General features: G+C 71.7%; 20 protein-coding genes and 1 pseudogene. 13 read left to right on the top strand and 8 right to left on the bottom strand.

Annotated elements, in window-relative coordinates:
• The first annotated feature begins 16 nt into the window (after positions 1 to 16).
• Positions 17 to 694 (top strand): response regulator transcription factor, encoded by a 678-nt coding sequence (locus QFZ82_RS18155; protein ID WP_307717760.1) that lies wholly within the window; start codon positions 17 to 19, stop codon positions 692 to 694.
• Here QFZ82_RS18155 and QFZ82_RS18150 read toward each other — a convergent pair.
• A pseudogene (locus QFZ82_RS18150) lies at positions 677 to 1,616 on the bottom strand (low specificity L-threonine aldolase); the annotation flags it as partial. The gene QFZ82_RS18155 and the pseudogene QFZ82_RS18150 overlap by 18 nt on opposite strands.
• Before the next feature lie 55 nt (positions 1,617 to 1,671).
• Between QFZ82_RS18150 and QFZ82_RS18145 the strand changes: the two are divergent.
• From QFZ82_RS18145 to QFZ82_RS18100, 10 genes are all read left to right on the top strand, one after another.
• Positions 1,672 to 2,592 carry a Rossmann-like and DUF2520 domain-containing protein gene (locus QFZ82_RS18145; protein ID WP_307714170.1) on the top strand — a complete coding sequence of 307 codons (921 nt, stop codon included), beginning with the start codon at positions 1,672 to 1,674 and terminating at the stop codon, positions 2,590 to 2,592.
• The gene (panC, locus tag QFZ82_RS18140; RefSeq protein ID WP_307714169.1) at positions 2,589 to 3,614 is read left to right on the top strand and encodes a pantoate--beta-alanine ligase; all 1,026 of its coding nucleotides are present in this window, start codon (positions 2,589 to 2,591) and stop codon (positions 3,612 to 3,614) included. Before QFZ82_RS18145 ends, panC begins: the two co-directional genes overlap by 4 nt.
• Entirely contained in the window at positions 3,611 to 5,311 is a 1,701-nt protein-coding gene (locus QFZ82_RS18135; protein WP_307714168.1) for an L-aspartate oxidase, read from the top strand. The genes panC and QFZ82_RS18135 overlap by 4 nt, the downstream gene beginning before the upstream one ends.
• A complete protein-coding gene (gene nadC / locus QFZ82_RS18130) occupies positions 5,308 to 6,315 on the top strand; it encodes a carboxylating nicotinate-nucleotide diphosphorylase (protein ID WP_307714167.1) in 1,008 nt (335 codons plus the stop codon). The genes QFZ82_RS18135 and nadC overlap by 4 nt, the downstream gene beginning before the upstream one ends.
• Positions 6,315 to 7,112: a type III pantothenate kinase gene (locus QFZ82_RS18125; protein ID WP_307714166.1), complete on the top strand. Its 798-nt coding sequence runs from the start codon at positions 6,315 to 6,317 to the stop codon at positions 7,110 to 7,112. The genes nadC and QFZ82_RS18125 overlap by 1 nt, the downstream gene beginning before the upstream one ends.
• 130 nt (positions 7,113 to 7,242) lie before the next feature.
• On the top strand, positions 7,243 to 7,869 hold the full coding sequence (locus QFZ82_RS18120; RefSeq protein ID WP_307717759.1) for a hypothetical protein: 627 nt from the start codon (positions 7,243 to 7,245) through the stop codon (positions 7,867 to 7,869).
• 14 nt (positions 7,870 to 7,883) lie between these two features.
• A complete protein-coding gene (locus tag QFZ82_RS18115) occupies positions 7,884 to 8,057 on the top strand; it encodes a hypothetical protein (protein ID WP_307714165.1) in 174 nt (57 codons plus the stop codon).
• Between the two features lie 101 nt (positions 8,058 to 8,158).
• Positions 8,159 to 8,554, top strand: coding sequence for a BlaI/MecI/CopY family transcriptional regulator (locus tag QFZ82_RS18110; RefSeq protein WP_307714164.1), 396 nt, complete (start codon positions 8,159 to 8,161; stop codon positions 8,552 to 8,554).
• A 9-nt stretch (positions 8,555 to 8,563) separates the two neighbouring features.
• Positions 8,564 to 9,091 carry an amino-acid N-acetyltransferase gene (locus QFZ82_RS18105; RefSeq protein ID WP_307714163.1) on the top strand — a complete coding sequence of 176 codons (528 nt, stop codon included), beginning with the start codon at positions 8,564 to 8,566 and terminating at the stop codon, positions 9,089 to 9,091.
• A gap of 144 nt (positions 9,092 to 9,235) precedes the next feature.
• Positions 9,236 to 9,571 (top strand): Lsr2 family protein, encoded by a 336-nt coding sequence (locus tag QFZ82_RS18100; protein ID WP_307714162.1) that lies wholly within the window; start codon positions 9,236 to 9,238, stop codon positions 9,569 to 9,571.
• Here the strand turns inward: QFZ82_RS18100 and QFZ82_RS18095 are convergent.
• Positions 9,550 to 10,110 (bottom strand): SCO3374 family protein, encoded by a 561-nt coding sequence (locus QFZ82_RS18095; protein ID WP_307717758.1) that lies wholly within the window; start codon positions 10,108 to 10,110, stop codon positions 9,550 to 9,552. The genes QFZ82_RS18100 and QFZ82_RS18095 overlap by 22 nt on opposite strands.
• Positions 10,111 to 10,541: 431 nt before the next feature.
• On the opposite strand from QFZ82_RS18095, the gene QFZ82_RS18090 reads away from it, so the two are divergent.
• Positions 10,542 to 13,067: an ATP-dependent Clp protease ATP-binding subunit gene (locus QFZ82_RS18090; protein WP_177149515.1), complete on the top strand. Its 2,526-nt coding sequence runs from the start codon at positions 10,542 to 10,544 to the stop codon at positions 13,065 to 13,067.
• Between the two features lie 80 nt (positions 13,068 to 13,147).
• Here QFZ82_RS18090 and dacB read toward each other — a convergent pair whose 3' ends face one another.
• On the bottom strand, positions 13,148 to 14,749 hold the full coding sequence (gene dacB / locus QFZ82_RS18085; protein WP_307714161.1) for a D-alanyl-D-alanine carboxypeptidase/D-alanyl-D-alanine-endopeptidase: 1,602 nt from the start codon (positions 14,747 to 14,749) through the stop codon (positions 13,148 to 13,150).
• Positions 14,750 to 15,292: 543 nt separating this feature from the next.
• Here dacB and QFZ82_RS18080 point away from each other — a divergent pair.
• A complete protein-coding gene (locus tag QFZ82_RS18080; RefSeq protein WP_307714159.1) occupies positions 15,293 to 16,000 on the top strand; it encodes a M23 family metallopeptidase in 708 nt (235 codons plus the stop codon).
• 163 nt (positions 16,001 to 16,163) lie between these two features.
• On the opposite strand, the gene cseC is transcribed toward QFZ82_RS18080, so the two are convergent.
• The 5 genes from cseC to QFZ82_RS18055 form a co-directional block, all read right to left on the bottom strand.
• Positions 16,164 to 17,480: a two-component system sensor histidine kinase CseC gene (gene cseC, locus QFZ82_RS18075; protein ID WP_307714158.1), complete on the bottom strand. Its 1,317-nt coding sequence runs from the start codon at positions 17,478 to 17,480 to the stop codon at positions 16,164 to 16,166.
• Positions 17,481 to 17,516: 36 nt separating this feature from the next.
• Complete coding sequence (gene cseB, locus QFZ82_RS18070) at positions 17,517 to 18,218, bottom strand: two-component system response regulator CseB (RefSeq protein WP_307714157.1); 702 nt, start codon at positions 18,216 to 18,218, stop codon at positions 17,517 to 17,519.
• Between the two features lie 68 nt (positions 18,219 to 18,286).
• Positions 18,287 to 18,952, bottom strand: a complete 666-nt coding sequence (locus tag QFZ82_RS18065; RefSeq protein WP_307714156.1) for a hypothetical protein — start codon at positions 18,950 to 18,952, stop codon at positions 18,287 to 18,289.
• A complete protein-coding gene (locus QFZ82_RS18060) occupies positions 18,940 to 19,512 on the bottom strand; it encodes a SigE family RNA polymerase sigma factor (protein ID WP_307714155.1) in 573 nt (190 codons plus the stop codon). Before QFZ82_RS18060 ends, QFZ82_RS18065 begins: the two co-directional genes overlap by 13 nt.
• 258 nt (positions 19,513 to 19,770) lie before the next feature.
• Positions 19,771 to 20,685: an A/G-specific adenine glycosylase gene (locus tag QFZ82_RS18055; RefSeq protein ID WP_307714154.1), complete on the bottom strand. Its 915-nt coding sequence runs from the start codon at positions 20,683 to 20,685 to the stop codon at positions 19,771 to 19,773.
• Between the last annotated feature and the right edge of the window lie 21 nt (positions 20,686 to 20,706).

Genomic DNA, 20,706 nt, shown 5'->3' with positions numbered 1-20,706 from the left:
CGAGGAGCCGACCGTGCTGCCCATCCGAGTGATGCTCGTCGACGACCAGGTGCTCCTGCGCACCGGATTCCGCATGGTGCTCGCCGCCCAGCCGGACATGGAGGTCGTCGCCGAGGCCGGGGACGGCGCGGAGGCGATCGAGAACCTGCGTTCCACCGCCGTGGACGTCGTCCTGATGGACGTCCGCATGCCGCGCCTCGACGGTGTCGAGGCCACCCGCCGCATCTGCGCCGAGCCGAACGCGCCGAAGGTGCTGATCCTGACCACCTTCGACCTCGACGAGTACGCCTTCTCCGGACTCAAGGCAGGTGCCAGCGGCTTCATGCTCAAGGACGTACCGCCGGGCGAACTGCTCGGCGCCATCCGCTCCGTGCACAGCGGCGACGCGGTCGTCGCGCCGTCCACCACGCGCCGGCTGCTCGACCGGTTCTCGCCGATGCTGCCGAGCTCCGGCGCGGAGCCGCAGCACAAGGAGCTGCAGCGTCTCACCGACCGTGAGCGCGAGGTCATGATGCTGGTCGCGCAGGGCCTGTCGAACGGCGAGATCGCGGCCCGGCTGGTGCTCTCGGAGGCCACCGTGAAAACCCATGTGGGCCGCATCCTCACCAAGCTCGGCCTGCGCGACCGGGTGCAGGTCGTGGTGCTGGCGTACGAGACGGGCCTCGTGCGCGCGGGCGGCGGCGGACAGGTCTGAGCGCCGTACCGCGCAGGCATCGCGGGACGGCTGCGGCGGGAGGACCTGGCGCAGCACCCCGATGAGGGCCGACAGCACCGCCGGATACTGCTGGAACACCTGGCCGCCGTACCGGTGGCGCCAGGCGCGTGCCTCGTCCGCGAGCGACTCGGGCCCCGCGAGCACGGCACCCGCCATGCCGCCCAGGGACTTGTAGAAGGAGACGTACACACTGTCCGCGAGCGCCGCGATCTCGTCCAGCGGGCGGCCGAAGTGAGGGGCGCATTCCCACAGACGCGCGCCGTCGAAGTGCACCACCGCATCACGTGCGCGCGCCGCCTCCACGACGGCGACCAGGTCGTCCCACGAGACGGCAGCACGAAACCCGCGTCCCGCAGCGGCAGTTCGAGCATCAGCGTGCCGAAGGGCTCGTCGCACTCGGCCACCTCGTCGGCCGTCGGCAGCCGCGGCCGGTTCGTCGGATGGATCGTGCGCAGGCCGCTGACCACGGAGAGCGCCGAGCGCTTGTGCACCTTGGGATGCGCCTGCGGATGCAGCGCCACCGCGTGGTTGCCGGTGCGGCGGCCCAGCAGCGCAGGGCCACCTGCTGCGCCATCGTCCCGGTCGGGAAGTACACCACCGCCGGAAGGCCCAGCAGGGCGGCCGTGCGCCGCTCCAGCTCCGCCACGATCCCGTCGCCGTACATGTCGACGGGCTCGTCGGGGTCGTAGACGTCGGCGGCGCCCGAGGCGAGCGCCGCAAGGCCGTCCCTCACGCGCAGTTCGGCGGACGTCCGCCACAGCACGCGCTCCGACGTGCGCCACGCGGCCAGTCTGCGCCGCCGCTCGCCGTGCTCGTTGTGCTCGCTCGTATCCGTCAGGGTCCGATCATCGCCCACAGCCTGTGGACAACCGCGGGGGCGGCGGAAACGCTGGCGTAGCATCGTGACGAGAAATCGTCCGGTACCCCCCGCGGACTGGAACGGAAGGCACCGCCGCGTGAACGCCACACCACCACAGGAACCGCTCGACCCGCGGGACCGCCCCGCCCGGCTGACCGTGGGCGTGGTCGGGGCGGGCCGTGTCGGCCCCGCCCTCGCCGCCTCGCTCCAGCTGGCAGGGCACCGGCCGGTGGCCGTCTCGGGCGTCTCGGACGCCTCCGTGCGCCGGGCCGCCGAGCTGCTCCCGGACGTGCCCCTCGTGCCGCCCGCCGAGGTGCTCGCCCGAGCCGAGCTCGTGCTGCTCACGGTCCCCGACGACGCGCTGCCCGGCCTCGTCGACGGCCTGGCCGGCGCCGGCTCCGTGCGGCCGGGGCAGCTGCTCGTGCACACCTCGGGCCGGTTCGGCGCCAAGGTGCTCGACCCGGCGACCCGCGTCGGGGCGCTGCCGCTCGCGCTGCACCCGGCGATGACGTTCACGGGTACGGCCGTTGATGTGCAGCGGCTCGCGGGCTGCTCGTTCGGCGTGACCGCGCCCGAGGAGCTGCGGCTCGCGGCCGAGGCGCTGGTCATCGAGATGGGCGGCGAGCCCGAGTGGATCGAGGAGGCGGCCCGCCCGCTGTACCACGCGGCCCTCGCGCTCGGCGCGAACCACCTCGTCACCCTGGTCGCCCAGTCCATGGAGCTCCTGCGCGCGGCGGGGGTCGCGGCCCCCGACCGCATGCTCGGCCCGCTCCTCGGCGCGGCCCTGGACAACGCGCTGCGTTCGGGGGACGCCGCCCTGACCGGCCCCGTCGCCCGCGGCGACGCGGGCACCGTCGCGGCGCACGTCGCCGAGCTGCGCAAGCACGCTCCCGGCGCCGTCGCCGGATATCTGGCCATGGCCCGTACGACCGCGGACCGGGCCCTCGCACACGGCATGCTCAAGCCGGAGCTCGCCGAAGACCTGCTGGGCGTCCTCGCGGAGGGGGACCTGCGATGAGCGTTAAGACCAGGCGCGACGTCGAGCTGGTGCCGACGCGGGAGGACCTCGGGTACGTCGTCGAGCACTACGCCGTCCCCGGCCGCACCGCCGTCGTGATGACCATGGGCGCCCTCCACGAGGGCCACGCCGGGCTCATCCGGGCCGCCCGTGAGCACGTCGGCGACAAGGGCTTCGTCATCGTCACCGTCTTCGTCAACCCCCTGCAGTTCGGCGCGGACGAGGACCTCGACCGCTACCCGCGCACGCTGGACGCGGACCTGGCCGTGGCCCAGGAGGCGGGCGCCGACGTGGTGTTCGCCCCGTCCGTCGAGGAGGTCTACCCGGGCGGCGAGCCGCAGGTGCGCATCACCGCGGGCCCGATGGGCGGCGTGCTGGAGGGCAGGACGCGCCCCGGCCACTTCGACGGCATGCTCACCGTCGTCGCCAAGCTGCTGCACCTCACCTCACCGGACGTCGCGCTGTTCGGCCAGAAGGACGCCCAGCAGCTCGCCCTGATCCGCCGCATGGTCCGCGACCTGAACTTCCCCGTGGAGATCGTGGGCGTGCCCACCGTCCGCGAGGACAGCGGCCTCGCCCGCTCCAGCCGCAACGCCTACCTCTCGCCCGCCGAGCGGCGGACCGCGCTCGCCCTGTCCCACGCGCTGTTCGCCGCCCGTGACCGCCTCGCCGCGCAGCAGGCGCTGCACGCGCGGGCCGAGGCGGTCCCCGCCGCCCCGGCCCGCGCCGCCGCCCTGTCCGCGATGGGCGAGGCCCGGGCCGCCGCTGACGCCCACGCGGTCGCGCAGGCCGCCCCGCCGGGCGGCGCGGACGCCGTGCGGGCCGCGGCCCGCACCGTGCTGGACGAGGCCGCCCAGGCCGACCCGCCGCTCGTGCTCGACTACCTGGCACTCGTCGATCCCGTCACCTTCACCGAGGTCCCCGACGAGCACACCGGTGAGGCGATCCTCGCCGTCGCCGCCAAGGTCGGCACGACCCGCCTGATCGACAACATTCCGCTGACGTTCGGAGCCCAGCAGTGACCGGAATACGGCTGACCGCCCCCGCCCCCGGCTGGGCCATCGAGGCCGACGTCGTGGTGGTCGGCTCCGGAGTCGCCGGCCTCACCGCAGCCCTGCGGTGCGCGGCGTCCGGTCTGAGCACCGTCGTGGTCACCAAGGCCCGCCTCGACGACGGCTCCACCCGCTGGGCGCAGGGCGGCATCGCCGCGGCGCTCGGCGAGGGCGACACACCCGAGCAGCATCTCGACGACACCCTCGTCGCGGGCGCGGGTCTGTGCGACGAGGAGGCGGTACGCACCCTGGTCACCGAGGGCCCCGACGCCGTACGGCGGCTGATCGCCACCGGCGCGCGTTTCGACACCGACCCGGCGTCCGGCGAGATCGAGCTCACCCGCGAGGGCGGCCACCACCGCCGGCGCATCGCGCACGCGGGCGGCGACGCGACCGGTGCCGAGATCTCCCGCGCCCTGGTCGACGCGGTCCGCGACCAGGGTCTGCGCGCCATCGAGAACGCCCTGGTCCTCGACCTGCTCACCGACACCGAGGGCCGTACGGCCGGCATCACGCTGCACGTCATGGGCGAGGGCCAGCACGACGGCGTGGGCGCCGTGCACGCCCCCACGGTCGTGCTCGCCACCGGCGGCATGGGCCAGGTCTTCTCGGCGACCACCAACCCCGCCGTCTCGACCGGCGACGGCGTGGCGCTCGCGCTGCGCGCCGGAGCCGAGGTCTCGGACCTGGAGTTCGTGCAGTTCCACCCCACCGTGCTGTTCCTCGGCCGGGACAGCGAGGGCCAGCAGCCGCTGGTGTCCGAGGCGGTCCGGGGCGAGGGCGCGTACCTCGTGGACGCGGACGGGATCCGCTTCATGGCCGGGCAGCACGAGCTGGCCGAGCTCGCCCCGCGCGACATCGTGGCGAAGGGCATCATGCGCCGGATGCAGGAGCAGGGCGCCGAGCACATGTACCTGGACGCCCGCCACTTCGGCGCGGAGATGTGGGAGAACCGGTTCCCCACGATCCTGGCCGCCTGCCGTGCCCACGGCATCGACCCGGTGACCGAGCCGATCCCGGTCGCCCCGGCGGCCCACTACGCCTCCGGCGGCGTGCGCACCGACCTGCACGGCCGGACCACCGTCCCGGGCCTGTACGCCTGCGGCGAGGTGGCCTGCACGGGCGTCCACGGCGCCAACCGGCTCGCGTCCAACTCCCTCCTGGAGGGCCTGGTCTTCGCGGAGCGGATCGCGGCCGACATCGCGTCCCGCGCGGACGCCCGCGCCGGTGCGCCCCAGGAGGCGGCCGGCGACACCGTCCCGCTGCTCGCCCCCGAGGAGCGCCACGAGGTCCAGCGGATCATGACCCACGGCGCCGGCGTGATCAGGACGGCGGCCAGCCTCGACGGCGCGGCCGACGCCCTGGAGGCGCTGTCGCTGAACGCGGCCCACGACGCCGACGGACCCAAGGCGGCCGAGCCCGGCGTCGAGTCCTGGGAGGCCACCAACCTGCTCCTCGTCTCCCGGGTCCTCGTCGCCGCGGCCCGCGAGCGCGCCGAGACCCGCGGGTGCCACTGGCGTGAGGACCGGCCCGACCGCGACGACGCCGACTGGCGCCGTCACATCACGGTGCGCCTCACGCCCGACCGCGGCCTCGTCCCACGGCGTACCGCCAGTGAAGCCTTTCCGCCCGTAACGCCCATCGCCCCCAGGGAGCCGCAACCGTGACCACGCCCGAAGAACGTCCGGAGCCCGTGGACGTACCGCTGATCCAGATCGGCGCCCCCGCCGCAGGCACGGGTTGCGGCGACGGCTGCGGCTGTGCCGACGAGACGTACGAGAGCGGCCTCGACCCCGCGCTCGCCGAGCTGCTGGCCGCGGCCGGCCTGGACCCCGTGCAGGTCGAGGACATCGCCCACCTCGCCATCGAGGAGGACCTCGACGGCGGCGTGGACGTCACCAGCGCGGCGACCGTCCCGCAGGACGCCGTGGCCACCGGCGACTTCACGGCCCGTGAGGCCGGCACGGTCGCGGGCCTGCGGGTCGCCGAGGCCGTCCTGTCGATCGTGTGCACCTCCGACTTCGAGGTCGAGCGGCACGTCGAGGACGGCGACCGCGTCGAGGCGGGCCAGAAGCTGCTCTCCGTCACCGCGGGCACGCGCGACCTGCTCACCGGTGAGCGCAGCGCACTGAACATCCTGTGCCGCCTCTCCGGCATCGCGACCGCGACGCGCGCCTGGGCCGACGCCCTCGAAGGCACGAAGGCCAAGGTGCGCGACACCCGCAAGACGACGCCCGGCCTGCGCGCCCTGGAGAAGTACGCGGTGCGCTGCGGCGGCGGCGTCAACCACCGGATGTCGCTGTCCGACGCGGCGCTGGTCAAGGACAACCACGTGGTGGCGGCGGGCGGGGTCGCCGCGGCGTTCAAGGCCGTGCGGGACCGTTTCCCCGACATCCCGATCGAGGTCGAGGTCGACACGCTGCACCAGGTCCGCGAGGTCATCGACGCGGGCGCCGACCTGATCCTGCTGGACAACTTCACCCCGGCCGAGACCGAGGAGGCCGTCACGCTCGTGGCCGGCCGCGCGATCCTCGAGTCCTCCGGCCGGCTCACCCTGGCCAACGCCCGCGCGTACGCCGAGACGGGCGTCGACTACCTCGCGGTGGGCGCGCTCACGCACTCGTCCCCGATCCTCGACATCGGTCTCGACCTCCGCGAGGTCGACGCCTGATGCTGCTCACCATCGACGCCGGCAACACCCACACCGTGCTGGGCCTCTTCGACGGCGAGGAGATCGTCGAACACTGGCGCATCTCCACCGACTCGCGCCGCACGGCGGACGAGCTCGCCGTCCTGCTGCAGGGCCTGATGAGCATGCACCCGCTGCTGGGCGAGGAGCTGGGCGACGGGATCGAGGGCATCGCCATCTGCTCCACCGTCCCCTCGGTTCTGCACGAGCTGCGCGAGGTCACCCGCCGTTACTACGGCGACGTCCCGGCGGTCCTCGTGGAGCCCGGCATCAAGACCGGCGTCCCGGTCCTGACGGACAACCCCAAGGAGGTCGGCGCGGACCGCATCATCAACGCGGCCGCGGCGGTCGACCTCTACGGGGGACCGGCGATCGTGGTGGACTTCGGCACGGCGACGACGTTCGACGCGGTGAGCGTGCGGGGCGAGTACGTCGGCGGCGTGATCGCCCCCGGCATCGAGATCTCCGTCGACGCGCTCGGCGTCAAGGGCGCGCAGCTGCGCAAGATCGAGGTCGTCCGCCCCAGGAGCGTGATCGGCAAGAACACGGTCGAGGCGATGCAGGCGGGCATCGTCTACGGCTTCGCCGGCCAGGTGGACGGGGTGGTCCACCGGATGAAGCGGGAGCTGGCGGAGGACCCGGACGAGGTGACGGTGATCGCGACGGGCGGTCTGGCGCCGATGGTGCTGGGCGAGTCGTCGGCGATCGACGAGCACGAGCCGTGGCTGACGCTGATCGGTCTGCGCCTGGTCTACGAGCGGAACGTCTCGCGCCTGTGACGGCCCGGGGCGGTGGCCGGGAACCGGCACCACCCTGGGCGCAACGCCCGCTTTCGTACCATTAAAGGGAATTTGTGCCGTCGGCTCGTATGGTCGGGCCATGCCCACGCCATACGGATCCCACGGCGGCATGGCGTTCGGCGCTGACGAGCTGCGAGTGCTCCGACGCGCCCTCGCCGCCGCCCTCCATCCCGCTCCCCTCGCCGACGAGGACGTCAGGGACTGCCTGCGACTGGCCGATTCCGTCGACGAGGCCGTGCGCGAGGCGGGCCGGCAGCGGGACTTCCTCGTCGCCGATCTCGCCCGCTACCGCGCTGCCCTGCCCGGCTCCGCCACTGGCTATCTGGAGCTCCTCCAGGAAGCGCTGGCCGCCGGCCACGAGCCCCTGACCGACGATCTCGCCGCCCTGCGCGCCCTGCGCGGCCATCCGGTGGCCGCTGCCGTGCTCCGGCGCTGCCTGGCGCTCGCCGAGCAGTCCGTGCAGGCCCGGCTCGCCCGGCAGGCCGTCCCCGTGCCGGGCGTCCCCGCGCCGGCCGTACACGTGCCGGCGCCGGCGGGTGCCCGCCGTGCCCGGCTCACGGCGCTGCCCGGCGGACGTGCCGCCGAGGACCCGAAGAGCAAGCCGCAGCCGCAGCAGCCGAAGCAGCCGAAGCCCACGCCGCCCGCCCCGGACGAGCGGCCGGTGCCGAAGCCCTCGGAGGTCTTCCCGCCACGCCGCAAGCCGGTGCCCCCGCCGGAGCAGCGCGCCGCCGGATAGCTACTCTGGAGGGCATGGACTACGTTTCCGCGCTCGTGCCCCCGGTGGTGATGGCCGCCTTCTTCATCGGTCTGGTCGTGACGATCGTCAAGAGCCAGGGCGGTTCGAACAAGGCCAAGGAGGACGCGGCGGTGGACGCCGCGCTCGCCCGCGCCGAGTCGGCGAAGCAGGCGGGGCCCGACGCCTGACCCGAGCAGCACAACGAGGACGTACGGCAGATTTGCGGCCGTACGTCCTTTTTGCTCCATCAATAGGCGATGACTCCAGGATCTCCCACTATGGTGGCAATGTGCCCCGTCAATTGGGAGAGCTCGAAGACGCCGTCATGACTCGGGTCTGGCAATGGAACCGACCGGTCACGGTCAGGGAAGTCCTGGAAGACCTCCAGCAGGAGCGGTCCATCGCCTACACCACCGTCATGACGGTAATGGACAATCTCCATCAGAAGGGCTGGGTGCGCAGGGAAGTCGAGGGCCGCGCCTATCGATATACGGCGGTCTCGACCCGGGCCGCCTACTCGGCCGCACTGATGAACGAAGCCTGGTCCCAGAGCGACAACCCCGCCGCCGCACTCGTCGCCTTCTTCGGGATGATGTCGCCCGAGCAGCGCGAGCAGCTGCAAGCCGCCATGCACATCGTTCAGGGCGGCGAGGCCGGCGACGGCCCCGGAGCCGCGGGGCGATAGCGTCGGGCCATGCCTTATGCCGCAGCAAATGCCATCACCGTCCGGCGGGCCCGGACCAGCGATGTGCCGGACGTCCGCCGTCTCGTGGATCCGTACGTGAGCGAAGGCATCCTGCTCGACAAAGCAACGGTCACCCTTTACGAAGCCATCCAGGAGTTCTGGGTCGCGGAACGCGACGCGGACGCGAGGGTTGTCGGCTGCGGCGCCCTCCATGTGATGTGGGAAGACCTCGCCGAAGTGCGCACACTCGCCGTGGACCCGGCCTTCCAGGGGCACGGCATCGGCCATCAGGTGCTGGGCAAGCTGTTGCAGACAGCCCGCTGGCTGGGAGTGCGCCGGGTTTTCTGCCTCACCTTCGAAGTGGACTTCTTCTCCAAGCACGGCTTCGTCGAGATCGGCGAGACACAGACTCCGGTGGACACGGATGTCTACGCCGAGCTGCTGCGCTCCTATGACGAGGGTGTCGCCGAGTTCCTGGGGCTCGAACGAGTGAAGCCGAACACCTTGGGCAACAGCCGGATGCTTCTGCACCTGTGATCGTCGCAAGAGCCCGGATCTCTATGTCCGAATCGCGCACGTTTCCCGTGTTCTCGCGGTTCTGAACCTCTGCCGAGGGTTTGTGTTTTCCAGAGAAAAGCGGTTTCCTTTCCGCGTACTGCATTTTCGATGAAAGGAAATCCGGTGGCACAGAAGGTTCAGGTCCTTCTTGTCGACGACCTCGACGGTGGCGAGGCGGACGAGACGGTGACGTTCGCTCTGGACGGCAAGACCTACGAGATCGACCTCACCACCGCCAATGCGGACAAGCTCCGGAGCCTCCTCGAGCCCTACGCGAAGAACGGCCGGCGCACCGGCGGTCGCGCGGCGACCGGCCGTGGCAAGGGCCGTGCGGCGTCCGGCGGCAACAAGGACACCGCCGAGATCCGCGCCTGGGCCAAGGCGAACGGCTTCGAGGTCAACGACCGCGGCCGCGTCCCGGCGACGGTCCGCGAGGCCTACGAGAAGGCGAACGGCTGAGTTCCCGTCGGCTGCACCCGCGCGCGTCCGGCACGCAGCAGCCGGACGCGGTGGCACTGCGTGGCCGCCGTGTCCACCAGCCGTACGAGATCGGGGGCATCCCCACTGTCCCCGAATGCGGCGAGAGCCGGCAGCCGGCCCCAGCGCCCCGGAGGGCGCAGCCAGCGGGCGGTTCCCCGGACGTCACCGCGTCCGGGCGGCGGTGGGGCGGTCATCCGCCCGCCCTCGCCCATGGCGGTCAGGTCGAGATCGACCCCGCCCCATTCGAGCCAGTCGAGCAGCCCCGGCAGCTCCTCCGCGCTCCCAGCGGCCACCAGCAGCCGCATCCTGCGCCCCTGCACGGCCACGGGCCCGGTGCGGTCCGTCAGCCGCAGGACGGCGGCCCCGGCCTCCGCGGGCAGCTCCAGTACGTCGAAATCCCGTCCGGTCAGCAGCTCCGGGGGTGAGCCGTCGGCCACCGCCCAGCCGAGTGCGCTGCGGTACCAATGCGCGGCGCCGCCTTCGAGAGGCGCGCGGGGATGCGGGACGGCGAGGACCATGTCCGGGGAACTGCGTACCGCCTTCATGGGTTACGCAGGGTGGACGTTGCGTCGCGCACCGTGGGCGAATCGGCGCTGTCCGGACGTGTGCACCGGCGCAAGGTTGTTCGCCCGTAGCTGAGGGAACGGCTGCGTGCCGCATGGACTGTCGGTGGCAACGGGTAAGACATTCCTAGTGGGGAGGGGCGACACGCTCGCCAGGCCGGCTCACGTTCGCCATCGGCGTACTGCTGGTGGGGGTAACTGCCTGGCCTGCGGGAACATCGTCTCGCACCATCGGGTTGGAGCAGTTGTCGGCGTTCAGGGGTCAGGAGGCCACAGACGGGTGTCGGCAGTTGGAATGAGCGGTCCCCGCTTGCGGGACTAAGCTGCGGAAGGACAGGGAGGGGACCGACCCCTTACTGCCTGACCGCTCTGAGGAGCGATTAACGATGTTCGAGAGGTTCACCGACCGCGCGCGGCGGGTTGTCGTCCTGGCTCAGGAAGAAGCCCGGATGCTCAACCACAACTACATCGGCACCGAGCACATCCTCCTGGGCCTTATCCACGAGGGTGAGGGTGTCGCCGCTAAGGCCCTGGAGAGCCTCGGGATTTCGCTCGAGGCGGTCCGCCAGCAGGTGGAGGAGATCATCGGCCAGGGCCAGCAGGCCCCGTCCGGGCACATCCCCTTCACGCCCCGTGCCAAGAAGGTCCTGGAGCTGTCGCTCCGGGAGGCTCTTCAGCTGGGCCACAACTACATCGGCACCGAGCACATCCTGCTCGGCCTGATCCGCGAGGGCGAGGGCGTCGCCGCCCAGGTCCTCGTGAAGCTGGGCGCCGATCTCAACCGGGTGCGGCAGCAGGTCATCCAGCTGCTCTCCGGTTACCAGGGCAAGGAGGCCGCCACGGCCGGCGGCCCGGCCGAGGGCACTCCCTCGACCTCCCTCGTCCTCGACCAGTTCGGCCGGAATCTCACCCAGGCCGCTCGTGAGTCCAAGCTCGACCCGGTCATCGGGCGCGAGAAGGAGATCGAGCGGGTCATGCAGGTGCTGTCCCGCCGTACCAAGAACAACCCCGTGCTCATCGGCGAGCCCGGCGTCGGCAAGACGGCGGTCGTCGAGGGCCTGGCGCAGGCCATCGTCAAGGGCGAGGTGCCCGAGACCCTCAAGGACAAGCACCTCTACACCCTCGACCTGGGTGCGCTGGTCGCCGGCTCCCGCTACCGCGGTGACTTCGAGGAGCGCCTGAAGAAGGTCCTCAAGGAGATCCGCACCCGCGGCGACATCATCCTGTTCATCGACGAGCTCCACACCCTCGTGGGTGCGGGTGCCGCCGAGGGCGCGATCGACGCCGCGAGCATCCTCAAGCCGATGCTGGCGCGAGGCGAGCTGCAGACCATCGGCGCCACCACGCTCGACGAGTACCGCAAGCACCTGGAGAAGGACGCGGCCCTGGAGCGCCGCTTCCAGCCCATCCAGGTCGCGGAGCCGTCGCTGCCGCACACGATCGAGATCCTCAAGGGCCTGCGCGACCGCTACGAGGCCCACCACCGGGTCTCCATCACGGACGAGGCGCTGGTCCAGGCCGCCACCCTGGCCGACCGGTACATCTCGGACCGCTTCCTGCCGGACAAGGCGATCGACCTGATCGACGAGGCCGGTTCCCGGATGCGTATCCGCCGGATGACCGCGCCGCCGGACCTGCGCGAGTTCGACGAGAAGATCGCCGGCGTGCGCCGGGACAAGGAGTCCGCGATCGACTCCCAGGACTTCGAGAAGGCGGCCTCTCTCCGCGACAAGGAGAAGCAGCTGCTGGCGGCGAAGGCCAAGCGGGAGAAGGAGTGGAAGGCCGGCGACATGGACGTCGTCGCCGAGGTCGACGGCGAGCTGATCGCCGAGGTCCTCGCCACGGCCACCGGCATCCCGGTCTTCAAGCTGACCGAGGAGGAGTCCTCGCGTCTGCTGCGCATGGAGGACGAGCTCCACAAGCGCGTCATCGGCCAGAAGGACGCCATCAAGGCGCTGTCCCAGGCGATCCGGCGTACCCGCGCCGGTCTGAAGGACCCGAAGCGCCCCGGTGGTTCGTTCATCTTCGCCGGCCCCTCCGGTGTCGGTAAGACCGAGCTCTCCAAGACGCTCGCCGAATTCCTCTTCGGCGACGAGGACGCGCTGATCTCCCTCGACATGTCGGAGTTCAGCGAGAAGCACACGGTTTCCCGTCTCTTCGGCTCCCCGCCCGGATACGTGGGTTACGAAGAGGGCGGCCAGCTCACCGAGAAGGTGCGCCGGAAGCCGTTCTCCGTCGTCCTCTTCGACGAGGTCGAGAAGGCCCACCCCGATATCTTCAACTCCCTTCTGCAGATCCTGGAGGACGGTCGTCTGACCGACTCCCAGGGCCGCGTCGTGGACTTCAAGAACACGGTCATCATCATGACGACCAACCTCGGGACCCGGGACATCTCCAAGGGCTTCAACCTGGGCTTCGCCGCCCAGGGCGACGTCAAGTCGAACTACGACCGGATGAAGGTCAAGGTCAACGAGGAGCTCAAGCAGCACTTCCGTCCCGAGTTCCTCAACCGTGTCGACGACACGGTCGTCTTCCACCAGCTCACCGAGGAAGACATCATCCAGATCGTCGACCTCATGATCGCCAAGGTGGACGAGCGTCTGAAGGACCGGGACATGGGCATCGAGCTCAGCTCCACGGCCAAGTCGCTCCTCGCCAAGAAGGGCTACGACCCGGTCCTGGGTGCCCGGCCGCTGCGCCGCACCATCCAGCGCGAGATCGAGGACATCCTGTCGGAGAAGATCCTCTTCGGCGAGCTGCGCCCCGGTCACATCGTGGTCGTGGACACCGAGGGCGAGGGCGAGCAGCAGAAGTTCACCTTCCGCGGCGAGGAGAAGTCGGCTCTGCCGGACGTCCCGCCGATCGAGCAGGCGGCCGGCGGCACGGGGCCGAACCTGTCGAAGGACGCGTGACGGCCCTGCGAGGCGGTTGATGTGAAGGGCCCGGCCCCGGACCTCAGGTCCGGGGCCGGGCCCTTTTCCTATGCGCGTGCTCAGCAGCGCGCGGGCTTGCGCCAGGAGCATTCGAGGGTGGCGTCCGGTTCCACCGCGCGGGCGCCGGTGGGGCGGGCGGTCGCGATCGTGCCCTTCGCGGTGTCCGAGGACGCCAGCGTCACGACGACCGCGTCCTCGATGCTCTTGACCGAGGACGCCAGGTAGTCGTTCAGGACGACGCTGAAGACGAGTTCCCGGCCGCCCGCGTCCGTGACGTATCCCGACAGCGCCGAGGCGCCGGTGAGCGAGCCCGTCTTGGCGCGGGCGTTGAGCGCCGCGGGTGTGGAGCACATCCGGGAGCGCAGGGTGCCGCCGACCGCGCGGTCCGGGGCGCAGGCCACGGGCAGGGACGCGTACCAGTCCGCGTACCAGGGCTCGTCGCGCACGGAGAGCAGCAGGGTGGCCAGCTCCTCGGCCGGGAAGAGGTTCATCCGGGACAGGCCGGAGCCGTCGGCCTGGCGCAGGGTTCCGGTCCGGACGCCTTCCTTCGCCAGATGGGCGCCGATGGCCTTCAGGCCCGCGTCCCACGTGCCGTGGCCGGAGGTCCGGTGGCCGATCGTCTTCGTCAGGGCCTCGGCGTGCATGTTGTTCGAGAGCTTCATGAAGGGGTGCAGCAGCTCCTTGAGCGGCATGGAACGGTGCGAGGCGAGCGTGCGGGCGCCGGGCGGGGTGGGGCGGCCCAGGCGCGGGCTGCCCGTGATCCGTACGCCGTGGGCGGCGAGCGCGTCCGCGAAGACGGCGGCGGCGTAGCCGGTGGGCTCCCAGACGGTGATCCACTCCTTGGTGGGATTCGCGCCGAGGGGGATGTCGCCGCTGACGGTGATCGTGTTGGTGCCGTGGCGGCGCTCGACCGAGAGGGTGTCGGGACGGCCCTGCTCCACGGTCGTGCCCTGGACGTCGAGGCGTACGTAGTCGTTCGGCGGGGTCAGTTTCACCGTCGGCCGGTCGCCGGGGCGGGCGCCCGGCCTGGCCTCGACGACGACCGTGCCGGAGTCGTAGTCGGTGTCGGGCGCGAGGGTGAGCGCGGAGATCTGCGCCGAGTAGTACGAGGACTCGTCGTCGGCCGCCCAGGAGCGGCCGAGGCGCTGGTCGTCGAACCGGGTGTCGTCGGCGACGAGACGTCCGGTGACCCGCCGGATCCCGCTCGCGGCGAGGTCGGCGGCGAGGCGGTCGTAGTCCTTCGCGAGCGTCGTGGGGTCGCCGCTGCCGCGCAGGTAGAGGTCGCCGTGCAGGGTGGAGCCGAGGCGGGTGCCGGTGGTCAGGACGTCGGTGGTGTAGCGGTGGTCCGGGCCGAGGAGCGCCATGGCGGCGACGGACGTGGGGAGCTTGGTGTTCGAGGCGGGCATCAGGCGGTCGGCCGCGTCCCGCCGGTAGATGCGCTCCCCGGTGGTGGCGTCGGCGATCACGACGCTCACCGCCCCGCCGTCGAGGCGGGCGTCGGAGAGGATCGTGTCGATCGCGTTCCCCAGGCCGGTGTCCGCGGGGCCGGCCCCCGCGGGGGAGCTCAGGGTGAGGGTGCAGGCGAGTCCGGCGACGGCGGTCCAGATCCAGCCGCGGCGGAGACCGGGGCGGCGGTTCACGGGATTCACGGGTCTGCTCATGTCACGGGAGGATCCCGCAAGCGCACCCGCTCCGGAAGGACGCCTCGGGGCCGTGTCTGTGGCCCCGGTCACCGCGAAATGCCGCATTCCGGGCGCTCTTCGCCACCCCGTGGAGACCACGAGCCCGTGGCCTGGGTCACGATCCGGGGGCTCCGGACGGGCCCCGGCCGTGACAAGGCGCACAGGACGAATCGGACCTACTAGACGGAATAGTGCCGTTGTGACGGCTGGGACGGGCATGTTCGGTCCACTGCGGGGCGGGACTTTCGCCCCCTCGCCGGTCAGTGACCCCCTGAATGTCGCCCGCAACGGACGGACAGGGCCCCGACATGCCGCTAAACCCTGACCTGTAGGCATATGTCGACCTGTTCTCGACTGTCTGTGCGTGCGTTCCAGGGGCGTCAAGAGATGCCGTTCACAGGGGCTTCCCTACGACGTGATGTCGTAGTTGAGGCATTTGAGACGTCTTGGGGGGCCGGGTTACCAATGTGGAGCCAGCCCGGCGAGCACGCCGGGTCCATTCATGCCCGGAGGTTCTCCCGTATGTCGAAGCGCACCGTGATCAACCGTCTCCGCCCGTCCGTGCTCCGTACCCGTGGGGCTGTCGTGGCCGCCGGTATGGGCGCCGTGATGGTCGTCGGAGCCGGTGCGGGTGTCGCCTCCGCCGATGCGGGCAAGGCCGCCAAGCCGGCCGTCGTGGACGCCGCGTCCGCCGTCGCCGCCCAGGCCGACGCCCAGGCGAAGGTTGCCGCGCAGCTGAAGGCGAAGGCCGCGACGGCCAAGGCCGAGGCCGCGAAGAAGGCCACGGCCAAGAAGGCCCCCAAGAAGCGGGCCGCGTGGGTCAAGCCCGTCAACAAGTACACGCTGACCGCGAGCTTCGCCCAGGGCGGCGCCATGTGGTCCGCCAAGCACTCCGGCCAGGACTTCGCCGTTCCGGTCGGCACCCCGGTCAAGGCGGCCGGCGCCGGTACGGTCGTCAAGGCCGGCCCGAACGGTGGCGGCGACGGCCCCGCGTACGGCAACGCCGTCGTGATCAAGCACGCCAACGGCAAGTACTCGCAGTACGCCCACCTGTCGACGATCAAGGTCTCCATCGGCTCGACCGTGAAGGCCGGCCAGACGATCGCGAAGTCCGGCAACACCGGAAACTCGTCCGGCCCGCACCTGCACTTCGAGATCCGTACGACCCCGAACTACGGCTCGGCGCTCAACCCGGTGTCCTTCCTGCGCACCGTCGGCGTCACCATCTGACGCGACCCCGAAGGGCTCGGCCCCGGGCATGGCGCGGCTGGGCGATCGGATCGAGGGCGACCCAGAGGACGGCATCACGCTGTCCTCGGGGTCGCCCTCGACGTCGTTCGGGGCCCGACCGACAGCCCGCCGCGCCGGCCCCGCCTCGCCCGATCCGAGCCGGTCAGGCGTCCAGGGGGAGCATCGGGAAGCTGCCCGTGTTGGTCGGGGCGTGTTCCGGCAGCCAGAGCACCGCGATCGCCCCGCCCGAAGCACCCAGCGGGGTCGAGCCCTCCGGGGCCGCGTTGCGGAAGGTCAGGCGGGCGCCCAGCACCCGCGCCTGGCCGACCGCGATCGTCAGGCCCAGGCCGTGGCCCGTTCCCGCCCGGTCGCTCGCGCCCGTACGGAACCGGCTCGGCCCCTCGCGCAGCAGCGCCTCGGGAAACCCGGGCCCGTGGTCCCGTACGCGCACCACGCGGCCCTCGACGGTCACCTCGATGGGGCCCTTGCCGTACTTCACCGCGTTGGTCAGCAGATTGCCCAGGATGCGCTCCAGGCGGCGCGGGTCGGTGTTCACCCAGGACTCGTGGACGACCCGGATCTCGGCCTCGGGGTGCAGCGCGGCCACCCGCCTGCCGACGAACTCCGCGAGCTGGATCTCCTGGAGCTCGGCCCGCTCCGACGCGCTGTCGAGCCGCGCCACCTCCAGCACGTCCTCCACCAGCGTGCGCATCGCCTGGGCCCGGTCCCGTACGAGCTCGGTGGGGCGGCCAGGGGGCAGCAGCTCCGCCGCGGTCAGCAGACCCGTCACGGGCGTGCGCAGCTCGTGCGCGATGTCAGCCGTGACCCGGCGTTCCGCCTCGATGCGGGACTGCAGCGCGTCGGTCAGGGCGTCCACGGCGCGGGCCAGCTCGTCCGTCTCGTCGCGCACGAGCCCGCCTATGGCGTCCCTGACCCGTACGTCGGTGTTGCCCTGCGCCACATTGCCCGCGGCCGCGGCCGCCTTGCGCAGCCGGCGCGAGAGCTGACCGCCGATGAGCACGCCGAGCGCGGAGCCGCACAGCACGACGGACACCGAGCCGATGATCAGCGCCCGGTCGAGGTCCTTCATCACGGTGGCGCTGCGCCCGGTGAACTCGGTGCGCAGGGAGAGCACGTCGCCGTTCGCCAGCGGCACGGCGGCCCAGATCTCGGGCGTCTCGCCGCTGTCGTCGACGTAACTGCCGCGCCGGTTCTCGCGCATCAGCTTCTGCAGCTCGTCGGGGAGGGCCGAGTCGTTGATCTTGCTGTTGAAGCGCGGATCGCGGTTCTTGGAGGTCTCGTACCAGCGCTGGGCGAGCAGGATGCGGTCCATCTGCACGTCACGGGCGTTGCGGAGCATGGAGACGCGCGCCGCGTTGTGCACGACCAGGCTCAGCGCCATGGCGATGAGGGCGCCGACGCCGGCGATGGCGATGCTGATCTTCCACCGGACGCCGGTGCGCAGGGAGGGGCGTCTCATCCGACGGGGTCCTGTCCGGATCTCATACAGCCTGCGTCACGCCTTCAGCTTGTAACCGAAGCCGCGGACCGTCTCGATGCGATCCTGGCCGATCTTGGTCCGCAGCCGCTGCACATGGACGTCCACGACGCGGGTGTCACCGCCCCAGCCGTAGTCCCAGACCCGCTCGAGCAGCCTGTCGCGGGAGAGCACCGTACCGGGCGTCGATGAGAACTCCAGCAGCAGCCGCATCTCCGTGGGCGTCAGCCCGACCTGCTTGCCGCCCCTGCGGACCTCCATGCCCTCGGTGTCGATCTCCAGGTCCCCGAAGACCAGCACGCCGTCCTGCTCCCGCTGCCCGGCGGACGCCTCGGCCGCGCCGCCGCCGGCATGTCCGAAGCGGCGCAGCACCGCGCGGATGCGGGCCACGAGGACCGCGCCGTCGAAGGGCTTCGTCACGTAGTCGTCGGCGCCGGCCTCCAGACCGAGCACCACGTCGATGGAGTCCGCGCGCGCCGACAGCATGATCACGGGAACCGTCGACTCGTCGCGGATGCGGCGGCACAGGCTGACGCCGTCCAGGCCCGGCACCATCACGTCGAGCAGCGCGATGTCCGGCCGGTCGGCCCGGAACGCCTCCAGGCCCTGGAGCCCGTCGGGCATGGCCGTGACCGTGAAGCCGTCGCGCTCCAGCGCGAGCTGGGTGGCCTCGCGGATGACATCGTCGTCTTCGACGAACAGGACATGGGTCTCGGCCATCCGTCAGTTCTCAGCTCTCGTTCGGGATCGTTTCTCTGCGGACATGTCTCACCGGGCAGGCGGGGGCGTCAGTTGTCGCCCGGGGCGGGCGGGTCCGTGGCCACGACCTCCCCCTCGCCGACCGACCGGCTGTACTCGTTGCGCACCCAGAACTGCTGGGTGAACTTCCCGGCGGACCAGCGGTAGGTGGTGACCTCCTCGCCGGACGGCTCGGCCACCGGATCGCCCTTGGCGTACACCTGCTTGGTCACCACCAGGTCGCCCCTGTCGATCGCCGAGTACACCGCGGGCTCTTCGACGGCGAAGACGTTCTCGTACGTGTCGCCGTTCTCCCGGTACACGTACGTGCCCATGCCGACGGCGTCGGCGCAGGTCATCACGTTCACCACGACATCGGGGGCGGAGCTGCCGGTGAGGACTCCGTACGAGGTGTCCACCGGGTACGAGTCCTTGGCGCACGGCCGCAGGTCCGCCTTGACCCGGGCGCTGACCTTCGGGTCGTTCTTGAGCAGCTCCACCGCGTCGACCGCCTTCGTGAACTGTCCGGCGCCCCCGGACGGCGCCGGGGAGGGCGTGCCCTTCGCCGCGTGGTCGGACGGGGCGGCCCCCTCGTCCTGCAACCCCGAGCCCCCGGTGGAACAGCCGGCGGCCAACAGGGCGAAGGCGACCAGCCCGGCCGTCGCCGTGCTGCCCGCCACCCGTGTCCCGCTGTCTCTGCCTGTCAGGCCGCGCACCGCTCCCGCTCCCGTTCGCCCTGCCGGTGGATACGCCGCGACTCGTCGCGCTCCAGGGCGCGGGCGTCCAGGTCCCGCGACTCGAGCTCCTGGCGGAGCTTCGCGAGCGCCCGGTGCAGCGTGCTCTTCACCGTACCCGCCGACATTCCCAGCGCTGCGGCGGTCTCCTCGGTGCTCATCTGCTCCCAGTGCCGCAGCACGACCACGCTGCGCTGCTTGGGAGCCAGCACCTTGAGGACGTCCATCAGCAGGGCGCGGTTCGCGCGCTGCTCGCTGCCGTCCTCGACGCTCGCGTCCGGGAGCTGCTCGGTGGGGACCTCTTCGAGCTTGCGGGCACGCCACCACTCGGTGCGCGTATTGATCATCACGCGGCGAAGGTACGCGTCCGCGAGCGACTTGTCCGCGATTCCGTCCCAGCGGCCGTACGTGCGCACCAGCGCGGTCTGCAGGAGGTCCTGGGCCTCGACGGGGTCGGGGACGAGGCGCCGGGCGCTGCGCAGCAGCGCCTCCTGCCGGGTGCGTACGTACTCCTCGAATTCGAGCACCTCGCCGTGCGCCATTCCAACCGCCTCCGTCCCCGTGAAAACCCCGTGTGTCGTTGCGTGACAGAAGCTACGGGCGGGTTGTCACGGCGCTGTGCGGAGCAGCCCTCGGGCGACGCACGGCCGTCCATCGGTTGTGTAACAGGCTTACGGGACCGTGGTTGACCAGGGCAGGGGCCGTTGGTGGTTGCTGCCGGTGGTCGCTTCAGTCGTGGTGGACCCTGACCGGGTCGTGGTCAGTCCGGGCGGGGCCGTCGGCGGCCCACCCGGACCGGTTCAGCCGAGCGGGAGCCGGTAGAGGCCGCCGTCCAGAGGCTCGACGAGACCGTCGGCGACGAGCCCGTCGAGTGCCCGGGCCCGCTGCACCGGTTCGTCCCAGACCGCGTCCAGCGCCGACTGCGATACGGGTGTCGCGGCCTCGCGCAGGACCGCCAGCAGCCGGCCGCGTACCTGGCGGTCCGTGCCGGCGTACGTCTGGCCGCGGCGCGCGGGGCCGTCGTGTGCGGGCTTCCCCGCGAGCCTCCAGGCGCACCGGGCGGCGATCGGGCAGCGGCCGCAGTCCTCGTTCCGTGCGGTGCACACCAGCGCGCCGAGCTCCATGGACGCCGCCGCCCAGCGGGCCGCGGTGCTCTCCTCGTCCGGGAGCAGAGCGCGGGCGAGACGGCGTTCGGCCGCGGTCGTCGCGTTCGGCGGGTACTGGATGCCGGTCGCGGCGCGGGCGAAGACCCGCCGCACGTTGGTGTCCAGCACCGCGTGCCGCTGGCCGTACGCGAAGGAGGCCACCGCCGCCGCCGTGTACTCGCCGATGCCCGGCAGGGCGAGCAGCTGCGCGTGGACGCGCGGCACCTCGCCGCCGTGCCGCTCCGCTATGGCCCGTGCGGCGCCGTGCAGCCGCAGCGCGCGGCGCGGGTAGCCGAGCCGTCCCCAGGCGCGGACGGCCTCGCCGGGAGCCTCCGCCGCGAGGTCGGCGGGGCGCGGCCATCGGGCCAGCCACTCCTCGTACACCGGGAGCACCCGGGAGACCGGGGTCTGCTGCAGCATGAACTCGCTGACCATCACGCCCCACGCGCCGGCCTCCGGGCGGCGCCAGGGCAGGTCACGTGCGTGCCGGTCGAACCAGGCGATGACGGGGACGTGGAGGGCTTCGGGGTCGAGGGCGTCGGGCGTCTGGGAATCATGAGTGACAGTCATGGCACGCACGATCCTGGCATG

Origin of the sequence: Streptomyces sp. V4I23, assembly GCF_030817975.1 — a bacterium.
Classification (GTDB): domain Bacteria; phylum Actinomycetota; class Actinomycetes; order Streptomycetales; family Streptomycetaceae; genus Streptomyces.
Note: the sequence above shows the minus strand (reverse complement) of the source record. Positions and strands in the feature narration are given on the sequence as shown.